15 protein-coding genes are annotated in these 13,260 nt (G+C 69.0%); 2 read left to right on the top strand and 13 right to left on the bottom strand.

Annotated elements, in window-relative coordinates; all coding sequences use genetic code 11:
- Positions 1-156: 156 nt before the first annotated feature.
- Both coaA and AC3IYI_RS24440 read left to right on the top strand, forming a co-directional pair.
- Positions 157-1,239, top strand: a complete 1,083-nt coding sequence (coaA, locus tag AC3IYI_RS24445) for a type I pantothenate kinase (RefSeq protein WP_489405750.1) — start codon at positions 157-159, stop codon at positions 1,237-1,239.
- A gap of 43 nt (positions 1,240-1,282) precedes the next feature.
- Entirely contained in the window at positions 1,283-2,233 is a 951-nt protein-coding gene (locus tag AC3IYI_RS24440) for a TIGR00341 family protein (RefSeq protein WP_489405749.1), read from the top strand.
- A 76-nt stretch (positions 2,234-2,309) separates the two neighbouring features.
- Here the strand turns inward: AC3IYI_RS24440 and glmM are convergent, their stop codons facing one another.
- The 13 genes from glmM to map form a co-directional block, all read right to left on the bottom strand.
- On the bottom strand, positions 2,310-3,668 hold the full coding sequence (gene glmM, locus AC3IYI_RS24435; RefSeq protein WP_489405748.1) for a phosphoglucosamine mutase: 1,359 nt from the start codon (positions 3,666-3,668) through the stop codon (positions 2,310-2,312).
- Between the two features lie 132 nt (positions 3,669-3,800).
- Positions 3,801-4,322, bottom strand: a complete 522-nt coding sequence (rpsI, locus tag AC3IYI_RS24430; protein WP_243333386.1) for a 30S ribosomal protein S9 — start codon at positions 4,320-4,322, stop codon at positions 3,801-3,803.
- Positions 4,323-4,368: 46 nt separating this feature from the next.
- Positions 4,369-4,812: a 50S ribosomal protein L13 gene (gene rplM, locus AC3IYI_RS24425; protein ID WP_112447734.1), complete on the bottom strand. Its 444-nt coding sequence runs from the start codon at positions 4,810-4,812 to the stop codon at positions 4,369-4,371.
- Between the two features lie 234 nt (positions 4,813-5,046).
- The gene (locus AC3IYI_RS24420; protein ID WP_489405747.1) at positions 5,047-6,306 is read right to left on the bottom strand and encodes a glycosyltransferase family 87 protein; all 1,260 of its coding nucleotides are present in this window, start codon (positions 6,304-6,306) and stop codon (positions 5,047-5,049) included.
- 66 nt (positions 6,307-6,372) lie between these two features.
- Positions 6,373-8,001 (bottom strand): ABC-F family ATP-binding cassette domain-containing protein, encoded by a 1,629-nt coding sequence (locus tag AC3IYI_RS24415; RefSeq protein WP_489405746.1) that lies wholly within the window; start codon positions 7,999-8,001, stop codon positions 6,373-6,375.
- Between the two features lie 56 nt (positions 8,002-8,057).
- Entirely contained in the window at positions 8,058-8,909 is an 852-nt protein-coding gene (truA, locus tag AC3IYI_RS24410) for a tRNA pseudouridine(38-40) synthase TruA (RefSeq protein WP_489405745.1), read from the bottom strand.
- A gap of 92 nt (positions 8,910-9,001) precedes the next feature.
- On the bottom strand, positions 9,002-9,466 hold the full coding sequence (gene rplQ, locus AC3IYI_RS24405; protein WP_215023458.1) for a 50S ribosomal protein L17: 465 nt from the start codon (positions 9,464-9,466) through the stop codon (positions 9,002-9,004).
- Positions 9,467-9,555: 89 nt separating this feature from the next.
- A complete protein-coding gene (locus AC3IYI_RS24400) occupies positions 9,556-10,578 on the bottom strand; it encodes a DNA-directed RNA polymerase subunit alpha (protein WP_422524233.1) in 1,023 nt (340 codons plus the stop codon).
- A 182-nt stretch (positions 10,579-10,760) separates the two neighbouring features.
- Positions 10,761-11,165 carry a 30S ribosomal protein S11 gene (rpsK, locus tag AC3IYI_RS24395; protein WP_006376016.1) on the bottom strand — a complete coding sequence of 135 codons (405 nt, stop codon included), beginning with the start codon at positions 11,163-11,165 and terminating at the stop codon, positions 10,761-10,763.
- A gap of 54 nt (positions 11,166-11,219) precedes the next feature.
- Positions 11,220-11,600, bottom strand: a complete 381-nt coding sequence (rpsM, locus tag AC3IYI_RS24390) for a 30S ribosomal protein S13 (RefSeq protein WP_053682609.1) — start codon at positions 11,598-11,600, stop codon at positions 11,220-11,222.
- 200 nt (positions 11,601-11,800) lie between these two features.
- Entirely contained in the window at positions 11,801-11,914 is a 114-nt protein-coding gene (gene rpmJ, locus AC3IYI_RS24385) for a 50S ribosomal protein L36 (protein ID WP_003956441.1), read from the bottom strand.
- A gap of 74 nt (positions 11,915-11,988) precedes the next feature.
- A complete protein-coding gene (infA, locus tag AC3IYI_RS24380) occupies positions 11,989-12,210 on the bottom strand; it encodes a translation initiation factor IF-1 (RefSeq protein WP_003956442.1) in 222 nt (73 codons plus the stop codon).
- Between the two features lie 184 nt (positions 12,211-12,394).
- On the bottom strand, positions 12,395-13,246 hold the full coding sequence (map, locus tag AC3IYI_RS24375) for a type I methionyl aminopeptidase (protein ID WP_250751465.1): 852 nt from the start codon (positions 13,244-13,246) through the stop codon (positions 12,395-12,397).
- Between the last annotated feature and the right edge of the window lie 14 nt (positions 13,247-13,260).

The raw sequence follows: 13,260 nt of genomic DNA, 5'->3' as shown, positions 1-13,260 counted from the left end.
ACATGCGTGCGCCACTCATCGTGATGCCGACGAGACCGCACGTCCCTCGAATCGAGACCGTCCCCCGTACAACCCCCTCGACCCGGTACAAAGGACCCCACTCCACGTGACCGACCACACCACCCACAGCGCCCCGTCACCCGTGACAATGGCCGTGTGATCTCTTCGCCGCCACGAAGCACGCCGGACCGCGCAACGGAGCGCCCCGACGGATCGGAGGACCCTACGCGGGCCCAGCCGACCCAGAACCCCGAGCACGCCGCGCACCCCACGCGCCGCCGGGGCCACGAGGCCTCCCCCTACGTAGACCTCACCCGTGCCGAGTGGAGCGCCCTGCGCGAGCGCACCCCGCTCCCGCTGACGGCCGACGAGGTCGAGCGGCTGCGCGGACTGGGCGACGTCATCGACCTCGACGAGGTCCGCGACGTCTACCTGCCCCTCTCCCGCCTGCTGAACCTGTACGTCGGCGCCACCAGCAACCTGCGCGGCACCCTCAACACCTTCCTCGGCGACGCCGGCAACGGCCACGGCGCCCAGCAGGGCACCCCCTTCGTCATAGGGGTCGCCGGCTCGGTCGCCGTGGGCAAGTCCACCGTGGCCCGTCTGCTCCAGGCCCTCCTGGCCCGCTGGCCGGAGCACCCGCGCGTGGAGCTGGTCACCACCGACGGCTTCCTGTACCCGATGAAGGAGCTGGAGCGGCGCGGGCTGACCGCCCGCAAGGGCTTCCCGGAGTCCTACGACCGCCGGGCGCTGACGCGCTTCGTCGCCGACATCAAGGCGGGCAAGGACGAGGTCAAGGCCCCCGTCTACTCCCACCTGATCTACGACATCGTCCCCGGCGAGGAGCTCGTCGTACGCCGTCCCGACATCCTGATCGTCGAGGGGCTCAACGTCCTGCAGCCCGCCATGCCCGGGAAGGACGGCCGCACCCGGGTCGGCCTCGCCGACTACTTCGACTTCAGCGTGTACGTGGACGCCCGCCCCGAGGACATCGAGCGCTGGTACCTCAACCGCTTCCGCAGGCTGCGCGAGACGGCGTTCCAGAACCCCTTCTCCTACTTCCGCAAGTACACCCAGGTCTCCGAGGAGGAGGCGCTGGAGTACGCGCAGACGATGTGGCGGACCATCAACAAGCCCAACCTGCTGGAGAACGTGGCCCCGACCCGCGGCCGCGCCACCCTCGTCGTGCGCAAGGGCCCTGACCACAAGGTGCAGAAGCTGAGTCTGCGCAAGCTCTGAGCGCCACCGGAAACCAGGAGCCCGCGGAAGCTAGGGTGCGGCCATGCTGCATCTACGGATGATCATTCCGTCGGACCGGACCGACGCCGTGGTCCGGATCATCGAGGGGACGGTCGGCACCACCCATCTGGCCGTACTGCCCGGCGCCGCCCGCATCCCGGAGGGCGACATCGTGCTGTGCGACGTCGCGCGCGAGGCGGGTGACGAGCTCCTGCACGAGCTCCGGGAGCTCGGCATCGACAAGGACGGCTCGATCGCGGTCGAGAACATCGACCTGTCCCTCTCGGACCGCGCCGACCGGGCCGAGGAGGAAGCCCCGGGCGAGGCCGCCGACGCCGTCCTGTGGGAGCAGTTGAGCGAGGCGACCCACGAGGAGTCCACGCTCACCATCACCTACAGCGCCTTCATGATCATCGCGACGATGATCGCGGCCTGCGGCGTGGTCCTCGACAACGCCGTCCTCATCGTGGGCGCGATGGCGGTCGGCCCGGAGTTCGGACCGCTCGCCGGCGTCTGCACCGCCGTGGTGCAGCGCGCCCCCAAGCTGGCCGCCCGCTCGCTGACGGCCCTGCTGGTGGGCTTCGCCGCCGCGGTGGTCGCGACCACCGTCTTCAGCCTGGTGATGGAGTCCCTCGGCCTGTTCCACGCGGGAGTGCTGGACAAGCCCCGCCCCAACACCAGCTTCATCTGGCAGCCGGACCCGTTCTCGTTCGTCGTGGCCCTGCTCGCGGGCGTGGCCGGGGTGCTCTCCCTGACCTCGGCGAAGTCCGGCGCGCTGGTCGGCGTCGCCATCTCGGTGACCACGGTCCCGGCCGCCGCCAACGCGGCCGTGGCGCTCAGCTACGGGGAGTTCAGCCAGATGTGGGGCTCGATGGAGCAGCTGCTGCTGAACCTCTTCGGGATCATGCTGGCCGGTGTCCTGACCCTGCTCGGCCAAAAGCTCCTGTGGCGCACCCAGCGCGACCGCTGGCGGCGTACGGCGCCCGAGGCCTGAGCCCCCGGCAACGACAGCGGCCCCGCGCTACGAAGCTTCGTAGCGCGGGGCCGCTGTCGTCACGGGAGGGCGGGCTCTAGCCGAGCGCCGACTTCACGACGTCCGCGAGGCGCCCGGCGACCGAGCGGGCCTGCTCGATGTCGGCGGCCTCCACCATCACCCGCACGAGGGGCTCCGTGCCCGACGGACGCAGCAGTACGCGCCCGGTCGTGCCCAGCTCCCGCTCCGCGTCGGCGACGGCCGCGGCCAGCTCGCCCGAGGTGGTGACCCGGGACTTGTCCACGTCGGGGACGTTGACGAGCACCTGCGGCAGCCGCGTCATGACCCCGGTCAGCTCGGCCAGCGGCCTGCCGGTGGCCGCGATCCGGGCCGCCAGCATCAGGCCGGTCAGGGTGCCGTCGCCGGTGGTGGCGTGGTCGAGGATGATCACGTGGCCGGACTGCTCGCCGCCCAGCGCGTACCCGTGCTCCTTCATCGACTCCAGGACGTACCGGTCGCCGACGCCGGTCTGCACGACGTTGATGCCCTCGGACTCCATGGCCAGCTTGAAGCCCAGGTTCGACATCACGGTGGCGACGACGGTGTCCTCGCGCAGGTGCCCGGACTCGCGCATGGCCAGCGCCAGCACCGCAAGGATCTGGTCCCCGTCGACCTCTTCGCCGTTCGCGTCCACGGCGAGGCAGCGGTCGGCGTCCCCGTCGTGCGCGATGCCCAGGTCGGCGCCGTGCTCGACGACGGCCTGCTTCAGCAGCCCGAGGTGGGTGGAGCCGCAGCCGTCGTTGATGTTCAGGCCGTCGGGCTCGGCACCGATGGTGACGATCTCCGCGCCGGCCCGGGTGAAGGCCTCGGGCGAGACGTAGGCGGCCGCGCCGTGCGCCTCGTCGAGGACGACCTTGAGGCCGTCGAGACGGTTGGGCAGGACACCCATGAGGTGGGCGACGTACTTGTCGAAGCCCTCGGTGTAGTCGGAGACGCGGCCGACACCGCCGCCCGTCGGGCGGTCCCAGGGAGCACCCGTGCGGTGGTCCTCGTAGACCGACTCGATCCGGTCCTCCAGCTCGTCGGCGAGCTTGTGACCGCCGCGCGCGAAGAACTTGATGCCGTTGTCGGGCATGGCGTTGTGGCTGGCCGAGAGCATGACGCCGAGGTCGGCGCCCAGCGCACCGGTGAGATACGCCACCGCCGGGGTGGGCAGCACACCGACGCGCAGGACGTCCACGCCCGCGCTCGCGAGGCCGGCGACGACCGCGGCCTCCAGGAACTCGCCCGAGACCCGGGGGTCCCGGCCGACCACCGCGGTGGCCCGGTGGCCCGCGAAGGTGCCCGCCTCGGCCAGTACGTGCGCGGCCGCCACGGAGAGGCCGAGCGCGAGCTCGGCCGTCAGATCCGCGTTGGCGACGCCTCGTACACCGTCCGTCCCGAAGAGTCGTCCCACTGTTGTCCTCCCGAGTTCACACTTCGCTATGACCAGTTGTGCCAATTATTTGCCGCTTTTGGCGGTAAACGAACCGCCCCGGCAGCACACAGAGTGCTGCCGGGGCGGATTCGTGCTGAACAGCAGGCGAGATTAACGCTTGCTGTACTGCGGAGCCTTACGGGCCTTCTTGAGACCGGCCTTCTTGCGCTCGACCGCACGGTCGTCGCGGGAGAGGAAGCCGGCCTTCTTCAGCGCCGGGCGGTTGTTGTCCACGTCCGCCTCGTTCAGCGCACGGGCCACACCGAGGCGCAGGGCGCCGGCCTGGCCGGACACGCCGCCACCCGAGATGCGGGCGATGACGTCGTAGCGGTTGTCGAGCTCGAGCAGCTTGAACGGCTCGTTGACTTCCTGCTGGTGCACCTTGTTGGGGAAGTAGTCCTCAAGGGTGCGACCGTTGATCTTCCACTTGCCGGTGCCCGGAACGATCCGGACGCGGGCGATGGCGTTCTTGCGACGGCCCAGGCCGGCGGCCGGCTGGGGGTCGCCGAAGCGACCGGCAAGGGACTCGGACGTGTAGTCACCCTCGACTACGTCCGCGGTCTCGGTGGTGTACTCCTCGACGTTGCCCTCGAACTCTTCGACGGGGGTCGTCTCGGCGGTGGTCTCGGCCACGATGCTCCTCAGAAGTTTCTTGTCTTAGGGGGTGTGGTGGCCGGAACTACTGCGCGACCTGGGTGATCTCGAACGGCACCGGCTGCTGAGCAGCGTGGGGGTGCACATCGCCCGAGTAGACCTTCAGCTTCGAGAGCATCTGACGGCCCAGGGTGTTCTTGGGGATCATGCCCTTGATGGCCTTCTCGACGGCCTTCTCCGGGTTGTTCGCCAGGAGGTCGTCGTAGCGGACCGAACGCAGACCACCCGGGAAACCGGAGTGGCGGTACGCCATCTTCTGGGTCGCCTTGTTGCCGGACAGGTGGACCTTGTCGGCGTTGATGATGATGACAAAGTCGCCCATGTCCATGTGGGGGGCGTAAGTCGGCTTGTGCTTACCCCGCAGGAGGGTAGCGGCCTGGGTCGCCAGACGGCCGAGGACAACGTCCTGGGCGTCGATGACGTGCCACTGGCGCGAGATGTCGCCGGGCTTGGGGCTGAACGTACGCACGCGTATGCCTTCGCTTCTTCAGTGGTGGGTCATCCCCGGGGGGTGAGCCCGAGGGACGGGTCCTGACATGGGTCACCACGGACGATCACGACAGCCCTGGTTCACATCGGAGACGCAACCCGTGTGTACCGCTGGTCATCGGCCCGGTGGACCGGCGTAAGGCGAATTCACGTGAGAATGAGCAAGCCAATACGCATAACGAACCAGCAGGGTACCCCTGAAGACCTGGAAGGGTCAAAACGCGGTCCGCGATCCCGTCTGAACGGGGGACGCGGCGCACTCCGGTTCGGTCCTGGGTGGGGACCCCGTAGTTCGTACAAGCTCCACAGTACCCCGGCGCGGCCGCAGTGCTCGACGCGTCAGCAGTCCGGCGAGCGCGCACAGGGTCACCATGTCCCTGAATGCCCGCCTCTTGGCCTCGAACTCCGAGGGCCACGGAATGCCCGCCGTCTGGGGTACCAGGGCCACCCAGAACCACGGCGAGCGCGGCATCGAGCCCGCCCGCACCCCCGATGCCAGCAGCAGCGGGAGCACCACGATCAGGTAGTGGTCGAAGGAGGGCCGCGACACCAGGAACGCGGCGAGCATCACCATGCAGGCCGTCTCCACCAGCCGCAGCTCGCCCGCGTCGCCGTCCACCGCCACCGGCCGCCGCCACCGCCGCCAGACCGCCCACAGCCCGCACCCGGCCCCCGCGAAGGCCAGCGCCACCGCCAGCGGCGCCGGCACCCCCAGCCGCGGCAGCGCCGCGATCGGGGAGGCGTCCCAGGGCAGTGCGTAGGAGTCCTGGCCCTGCAGCAGGAACGGCAGGGTCTTGGTGAAGAACAGCGTCGGGTGCGGCATCATCAGCGCCCCCGCCAGCGACAGCCCCACCGGGACCCCCACCGCCAGGGCCAGCCCCCGCCACTGCCGTGCCAGCAGGAAGAGCAGCCCCATCGGCACCAGCATCGGCTTGCACGCGATGGCCAGGCCCACCACCAGCCCGGCCGCGGCCCAGTGCTTGCGGTGCGCCAGCAGCAGCGCCACCGGCAGGGCGGCGGCCGAGATGGCCGTCCAGTTCCCGATCAGCACGAGGTTGATGTACGGCTTGTAGGCCAGGGCGAACAGCGCGAAACCGCCGACCGCGAGCCGCGAGCGCACCGGTACGGAGAACAGCCGCAGCGAGGCCCACCAGCCGAGGCCGACGAGCCCGGTCATCCCCAGCGGCAGCACGCAGCGCAGCAGCGGCGCCGGAAGCAGGGCCTCTGGAATCGCCATGATCACGGCGCTGGGCAGGTAGAGGAACCGCTTGTCCTCGTACGGGGAGACCCCGGCGAGCAGGGCGTCGGCCGCCTTGACCACGAAGGCGTTGTCCGAGCCCCAGTTCACCCGAAGGCTCGCCGCGACCGCCACCGACAGCAGGATCACCAGGCCCACGAACCGCCAGGACCGGGGGGCCGGCCGCAGCAGCCAGGCCACCCCACGGTCCCAGGAGGACGGGCTGTCCCACTTCATGACCCAGACACTCGGCCGCAGCCCCACAACGAAGTCCCCTCGACCCAAGCCGGGGGCGGTCTCCCCCTAGCGCTTCCGCTCGACCCTACGTTCGTCCCAGACGGGCTCCGTAGTCTCTCGCACAACACCGTCTGAACCGAAGACCAGGTAACGGTCAAATGTGCGGGCGAACCACCGGTCGTGCGTGACGCACAGCACAGTGCCGTCGTACGCCTCCAGCCCGTCCTGCAGTGCTTCCGCCGACTCCAGGTCGAGGTTGTCCGTGGGCTCGTCGAGCAGCAGCGCCGTGGTCCCCGCCAGCTCCAGCAGCAGGATCTGGAAACGCGCCTGCTGGCCGCCCGAGAGCCTCTCGAAGGGCTGCTCGCCCTGGCGCTCCAGCTCGTAGCGGCGCAGGGCGCCCATCGCCTGGCCGAGCGGCTTGGCCGCCTCCGTCCACAGGATGTCGACGAGCGTGCGGCCGAACAGCTCGGGGTGGGCGTGGGTCTGCGCGAAGTGGCCGGGGACCACGCGGGCGCCGAGCTTCCACGTACCCGTGTGCTTGACGTCCTCCCCCGCCATCAGGCGCAGGAAGTGGGACTTACCGGAGCCGTTCGAGCCGAGGACCGCGACCCGCTCCCCGTAGAAGACCTCCAGGGAGAAGGGCTTCATCAGCCCGGTGAGCTCCAGGTTCTCGACGGTGAGCGCGCGCACGCCCGTACGGCCGCCCTTGAGCCGCATCCTGATGTCCTGCTCGCGCGGCGGCTCGGGCGGCGGACCGGCCTCCTCGAACTTCTTGAAGCGGGTCTGCATCGCGTGGTACCGCGAGGCCATGTCCGGGCTGCTCGCGGCCTGGCCGCGCAGTCGCAGCACCAGGGCCTTCAGCCGGGCGTGCTCCTCGTCCCAGCGCCGCTTGAGCTCTTCGAAGCGCGCGAAGCGCTCCTTGCGGGCGTCGTGGAAGGTGGCGAAGCCGGAGCCGTGGATCCACACGTCCGAGCCGTTGGGGCTCGCCTCCAGGCTGATGATCTTCTCGGCGGACTGGGTCAGCAGCTCCCGGTCGTGGCTGACGAAGAGCACCGTCTTGCGGGTGGCCGCGAGCTGCTCCTCCAGCCACCGCTTGCCCGGGACGTCCAGGTAGTTGTCCGGCTCGTCGAGCAGCAGCACCTCGTCCGGCCCGCGCAGCAGCGCCTCCAGCACGAGCCGCTTCTGCTCACCGCCCGACAGCGTGCGCACCTCGCGGAACTGCGCCGTGTCGTACGGGATCGCCAGCGCGGCCATCGTGCAGACGTCCCACAGCGTCTCCGCCTCGTACCCCTGCACGTCGGCCCAGTCGCTGAGCGCCTGCGCGTACGCCATCTGAGCGGCCTCGTCGTCCACCGTCAGGATCAGCTGCTCGGCGCGGTCCACCGCCTTGGCGGCCTCCCGGATCCGCGGCTGGGCCACCGAGACCAGCAGGTCCCGTACGGTCGTCTCGTCGCGGACCGAGCCCACGAACTGCGACATCACGCCGAGCCCGCCGCTCACGGTGACCGAGCCGCCGTGCGGCTGGAGCTCCCCGGAGATCATCTTCAGCAGCGTGGTCTTGCCGGCCCCGTTCGCCCCGACCAGGGCGACGACCGACCCCTCCCCCACCCGGAAGGAGACGTCGGGGAGCAGAACCCGCCCGTCGGGAAGGTAGTACTCCAGGTGGCTGGCTTCGAGATGTCCCATGCCGGGCATTGTCCAGGTCCGGCGCCGATCCGCCCAAACGGATTAGCCGGGTATGGGGAAGGGGCCTAGCAGCAGCCGGCTCCCGGCAGCGTCCGCAGGTTCCGCGCTTCCTTGCTGCGGGCGGCCAGCAGCTCGTCGGCGGGGTAGCCGACCTCCTCCAGGGTCAGCCCGTGCGGCTTGACCACGTGCACCGAGGAGTCCCGTACGGCCGCGGCCAGCACCTTCCCCGGCCAGTCGGTCGTGCGGTGGCCGTCGCCGACGTGCAGCAGGGCGCCGACCAGCGAGCGGACCATGTTGTGGCAGAAGGCGTCGGCGCGCACGGTCGCGGTGATGATCCCCTCCGCGTCCCGCTCCCAGCTGAGCTGCTGGAGCGTACGGATCGTGGTGGCCCCCTCGCGCTTCTTGCAGTACGCGGCGAAGTCGTGCTCCCCGACCAGTCTGGCTGCGGCCTCGTTCATGGCGTCCACGTCGAGCGGCCACTGGTACCAGAGCACGTGCCCGCGGCGCAGCGGGTCCACCCCGGCCTGGTGGTCGCCGACGCGGTAGGCGTAGCGGCGCCAGATCGCGGAGAAGCGCGCGTTGAAGCCGGCGGGGGCCTCGGCGGCCCTCCACACCCGTACGTCGTGCGGCAGCCGACCGGCGAGACGGCGCAGCAGCTTGTCCTGGTGCTCGGCCCACACCTCGTCCCGTACGTCGAACTGCGCGACCTGTCCGCGCGCGTGCACGCCCGCGTCCGTCCGGCCTGCCACGGTCAGCTCCACCGGGTCGGGCAGCCGCATCACGGTCTGCAGGGCCGACTCCAGCTCTCCCTGGACGGTCCGCAGCACGCGCTGCTTCGCCCAGCCGGAGAAGTCCTTGCCGTCGTAGCTCAGGTCCAGCCTGACCCGGACGTGTCCGGGCTCCACCTCGTCACTCACGTGACAGATCCTCTCTCAGAAACGCAGAACGGGCCCGCCCCGGTAAAGGGGCGGGCCCGTTCAGAGCCATTCAGCGTGATCCCGAAGCGGGATCAGGCCTCCTTGGTCTCCTCGGCGGCGGGAGCCTCAGCGGCCTCCGCCTCCTTCACGGCGCGCTTGGTGGCGGCCTCGGCCTCACCAGTGGCCTGCTGGGCGACCGTAAGGGCCTCGACCAGCTCGATCACGGCCATCGGGGCGTTGTCGCCACGACGGTTGCCGATCTTGGTGATGCGCGTGTAACCACCGGGGCGGTTTTCGTAGCGCGGGGCGATCTCGGTGAACAGCGTGTGCACGATGCTCTTGTCCGTGATCGTCTGCAGCACCAGGCGACGGTTGTGGATGTCGCCCTTCTTGGCCTTGGTCACCAGACGCTCGGCGTAGGGACGCAGGCGACGGGCCTTGGCCTCGGTGGTGGTGATGCGGCCGTGCTCGAAGAGCGCCTTCGCGAGGTTCGCGAGGAGGTGCTTCTCGTGCGCGGCGCTGCCGCCCAGACGGGCACCCTTTGCGGGACGCGGCATGGTCATACTCCTTCATATCTGCACCGGCCGTGTCAGGTACCGGTGTCAGTTCCCCCGAGGCGGATGCCGCGGGAAAGTCTTCGTGCTGCTTAGTACTGCTCGGTCTCGACGAAACCGGCGTCCGCGTCGTCGTCGGCGCCGAAGGCGTCGGCAGCGGCGGTCGGGTCGAATCCGGGCGGGCTGTCCTTGAGGGCCAGGCCCATGCCGGCCAGCTTCGCCTTGACCTCGTCGATCGACTTCGCACCGAAGTTGCGGATGTCGAGCAGGTCGGCCTCGGAGCGGGCGACGAGCTCACCCACGGAGTGGATGCCCTCGCGCTTGAGGCAGTTGTACGACCGAACGGTGAGCTCGAGCTCCTCGATCGGCAGGGCGAGATCAGCGGCGAGCGCCGCGTCCGTCGGCGAGGGGCCCATGTCGATGCCCTCGGCGTCGATGTTGAGCTCGCGCGCCAGACCGAACAGCTCGACCAGGGTCTTACCGGCGGACGCCATGGCGTCGCGCGGGCGCATGGCCTGCTTGGTCTCGACGTCGACGATCAGCTTGTCGAAGTCGGTGCGCTGCTCGACTCGGGTCGCCTCGACCTTGTAGGTGACCTTGAGGACCGGGCTGTAGATGGAGTCGATCGGGATGCGACCGATCTCCTGGCCCAGCTGCTTGTTCTGGACGGAGGAGACGTAGCCGCGACCGCGCTCGACGGTCAGCTCCATCTCCAGCTTGCCCTTGCCGTTGAGCGTGGCGAGGACCAGGTCCGCGTTGTGCACCTCGACACCGGCCGGGGGCGCGATGTCGGCAGCGGTGACCAGGCCGGGACCCTGCTTGCGCAGGTACATCACGACCGGCTCGTCGTGCTCCGAGGAGACGACCAGCTGCTTGATGTTGAGGATGATGTCGGTGACGTCTTCCTTGACGCCCGGCACGGTGGTGAACTCGTGCAGGACGCCGTCCACGCGGATGCTGGTGACAGCGGCACCCGGGATCGAGGACAGGAGCGTGCGGCGGAGCGAGTTGCCGAGGGTGTAGCCGAAGCCCGGCTCGAGCGGCTCGATCACGAACCGCGAGCGGTACTCGTCTACGACCTCTTCGGTCAGCGAGGGGCGCTGAGCGATAAGCATGTGGATTCCTTCATTCGTGGACGCCCACTATTTGACGCCCGACGGAGTGCAGCACGGGGCTGCGACTTACAAGGGTACGGGCGGCACGTCCCCCGCGAGGGGTTCGTACCGCCCGAACACTCAAAGACGCACAAGCGCGTCCACTACGTCATGCGCGGCGGCGCGGATCGCACCGCCCCGGATCAGACGCGGCGGCGCTTCGGCGGACGGCAGCCGTTGTGCGGGGTGGGGGTGACGTCCTGGATCGAGCCGACCTCCAGGCCAGTGGCCTGCAGGGAGCGGATCGCGGTCTCACGGCCGGAGCCGGGACCCTTGACGAAGACGTCGACCTTGCGCATGCCGTGCTCCTGCGCGCGACGGGCGGCCGACTCGGCGGCCATCTGCGCGGCGAAGGGGGTGGACTTGCGCGAGCCCTTGAAGCCGACGTGGCCGGCGGAGGCCCAAGAGATCACGTTGCCCGCGGGGTCCGTGATCGAAACGATGGTGTTGTTGAACGTGCTCTTGATGTGGGCGTGCCCATGAGCGACGTTCTTCTTTTCCTTGCGGCGCACCTTCTTGGCAGCGCCCTGACGACCCTTGGGGGGCATCTAAATCTCCTACGGGAGGTGGTCGGTCCTACAGCGCAAGACCGCTGAACAGGACTACTTCTTGCCCGGCTTCTTCTTACCGGCGATCGCGCGACGCGGACCCTTGCGGGTACGGGCGTTCGTGCTGGTGCGCTGACCGTGCACGGGCAGGCCACGACGGTGGCGAACACCCTGGTAGCACTGGATCTCGACCTTGCGACGGATGTCGGCCTGGATCTCGCGGCGGAGGTCACCCTCGGTGCGGAGGTTGGCGTCCACGTACTCGCGGATCTTGACCAGGTCCTCTTCGGCCAGGTCACGAACGCGGGTGTCGGGGTTCACACCGGTGGCCGCAAGGATTTCCTTGGACCGGGTGCGACCGACACCGAAGACGTAGGTAAGTGCGATCTCCACACGCTTTTCGCGCGGGATGTCAACACCGGAAACGCGTGCCATTCAATGGCTCCTGTGTGTTCGGGGGTCTTCCGCAGAACCGAACCCCGACCGCCGACCACACCTGCTGGGTGGTGGTACGCCCGGGTCCCCGGCCCCCGCCGGAGGTGCCGCCGGTCCTGGTCAGGACTGGGCGGGTTCTGCGTATGTACGTTTTCTTACGTCGCGCGAAGAACTGCGTAGTGCAGGTCGGTCGGCGTGCGTCAGCCCTGGCGCTGCTTGTGGCGCAGGTTGTCGCAGATGACCATGACCCGACCGTGACGGCGGATCACCTTGCACTTGTCGCAGATCTTCTTGACGCTCGGCTTGACCTTCATGTTGGTGAGGTTCTCCGGGTCAGTGCCACCACCCGCGTCGGGACAGGACGTCCGAACGGGAGTGAAGACAAGATCTACTTGTATCGGTAGACGATCCGGCCACGCGTGAGGTCGTACGGAGAGAGCTCCACGACAACCCGGTCATCAGGGAGGATGCGGATGTAGTGCATGCGCATCTTGCCGCTGATGTGCGCGAGGACCTTGTGACCGTTCTGGAGTTCCACCTTGAACATCGCGTTCGGGAGGGACTCGATCACGGTGCCCTCGATTTCGATGGCACCTTGCTTCTTGGCCACGCTTCGCCTTTCGAATCGGCTACCTTGATCAGCTCCCCGCCTTCGCATGAGGACATGCGGGTGCAAAGGAGCCGACGAGTCAGTCTACGTCAGGGCCCACTGAAAGACGAATCCTGAAAGTGTGCCCTACAGGATAGATCATCAATCCTGGTCATACCGGTTGGCCCAGCTGGGCCGACCCGGCTCAGCCGAGCGGGTCCGGCGCCGTCGTCACGCCGTACTCCGCCAGCTTCGCCTTGCCGCAGTCCGGGGAGGTCAGGACGATCGGTCCCTCCTCGGTCAGGGCGATGGAGTGCTCCCAGTGCGAGGACCAGGTGCCGTCCGTGGTGATGACCGTCCAGTCGTCCGCCAGGACCTCCGTCTGGGCGGTGCCCAGGGAGACCATCGGCTCGATCGCCAGGCACAGGCCCGGGACGAGCTTGATGCCCTTGCCCCGCTTGCGCGAGACGTAGTTCAGCAGGTGCGGGTCCATGTGCATCTCGGAACCGATGCCGTGGCCGCCGTAGTCCTCGATGATCCCGAACTTGCCGAGGCTGTGCTCACCCGTGGTCGGGCGCGGCTGGCGCTTGATGTACGTCTCGATCGCCTTCGAGATGTCCACGAGGCGGTTGCCGAGCTTCATGGCGGCGATACCGGCCCACATGGACTCTTCGGTCACCCGGGAGAGCTCCACGAGCTCAGGGGCGTGCCCAGAGCCCACGAAGGCGGTGTACGCGGCGTCGCCGTGCCAGCCGTCGACGATCGCGCCGGCGTCGATCGAGATGATGTCGCCGTCCTTGAGGACCGTCTTGTCGTCGGGGATGCCGTGGACCACGACCTCGTTGACCGAGGTGCAGATGGTCGCGGGGAACCCGCCGTACCCGAGGAAGTTCGACTTGGCGCCGGCGTCCGCGATGACCTTGCGGGCCACCATGTCCAGATCCCGCGTCGTGGCGCCCGGCACGGCCGCCTCACGGGTCGCCGCGTGGATCGCAGCGACGACCAGCCCCGCCTCACGCATCTTCGCGATCTGCTCGGGGGTCTTGATCTGGACCATGACGTACCTGCCAC

This window comes from Streptomyces sp. GL_148 (genome assembly GCF_057834205.1).
The sequence above is the reverse complement of the archived record's forward strand: the minus strand, read 5'-3'. Positions and strand labels throughout refer to the sequence as shown.

Bases quoted from the DNA above. Each gene is read 5' to 3' on its own strand.
- AC3IYI_RS24415 (WP_489405746.1), bottom strand. From the start codon at position 8,001: ATGCCCGGCATGGGACATCTCGAAGCCAGCCACCTGGAGTACTACCTT.
- rpmJ (WP_003956441.1), bottom strand. From the start codon at position 11,914: ATGAAGGTCAAGCCGAGCGTCAAGAAGATCTGCGACAAGTGCAAGGTG.
- rplQ (WP_215023458.1), bottom strand. From the start codon at position 9,466: ATGCCGCGTCCCGCAAAGGGTGCCCGTCTGGGCGGCAGCGCCGCGCAC.
- AC3IYI_RS24420 (WP_489405747.1), bottom strand. From the start codon at position 6,306: ATGAAGTGGGACAGCCCGTCCTCCTGGGACCGTGGGGTGGCCTGGCTG.
- map (WP_250751465.1), bottom strand. From the start codon at position 13,246: ATGGTCCAGATCAAGACCCCCGAGCAGATCGCGAAGATGCGTGAGGCG.
- AC3IYI_RS24440 (WP_489405749.1), top strand. From the start codon at position 1,283: ATGCTGCATCTACGGATGATCATTCCGTCGGACCGGACCGACGCCGTG.
- rpsK (WP_006376016.1), bottom strand. From the start codon at position 11,165: ATGCCCCCCAAGGGTCGTCAGGGCGCTGCCAAGAAGGTGCGCCGCAAG.
- rpsM (WP_053682609.1), bottom strand. From the start codon at position 11,600: ATGGCACGCGTTTCCGGTGTTGACATCCCGCGCGAAAAGCGTGTGGAG.
- AC3IYI_RS24400 (WP_422524233.1), bottom strand. From the start codon at position 10,578: ATGCTTATCGCTCAGCGCCCCTCGCTGACCGAAGAGGTCGTAGACGAG.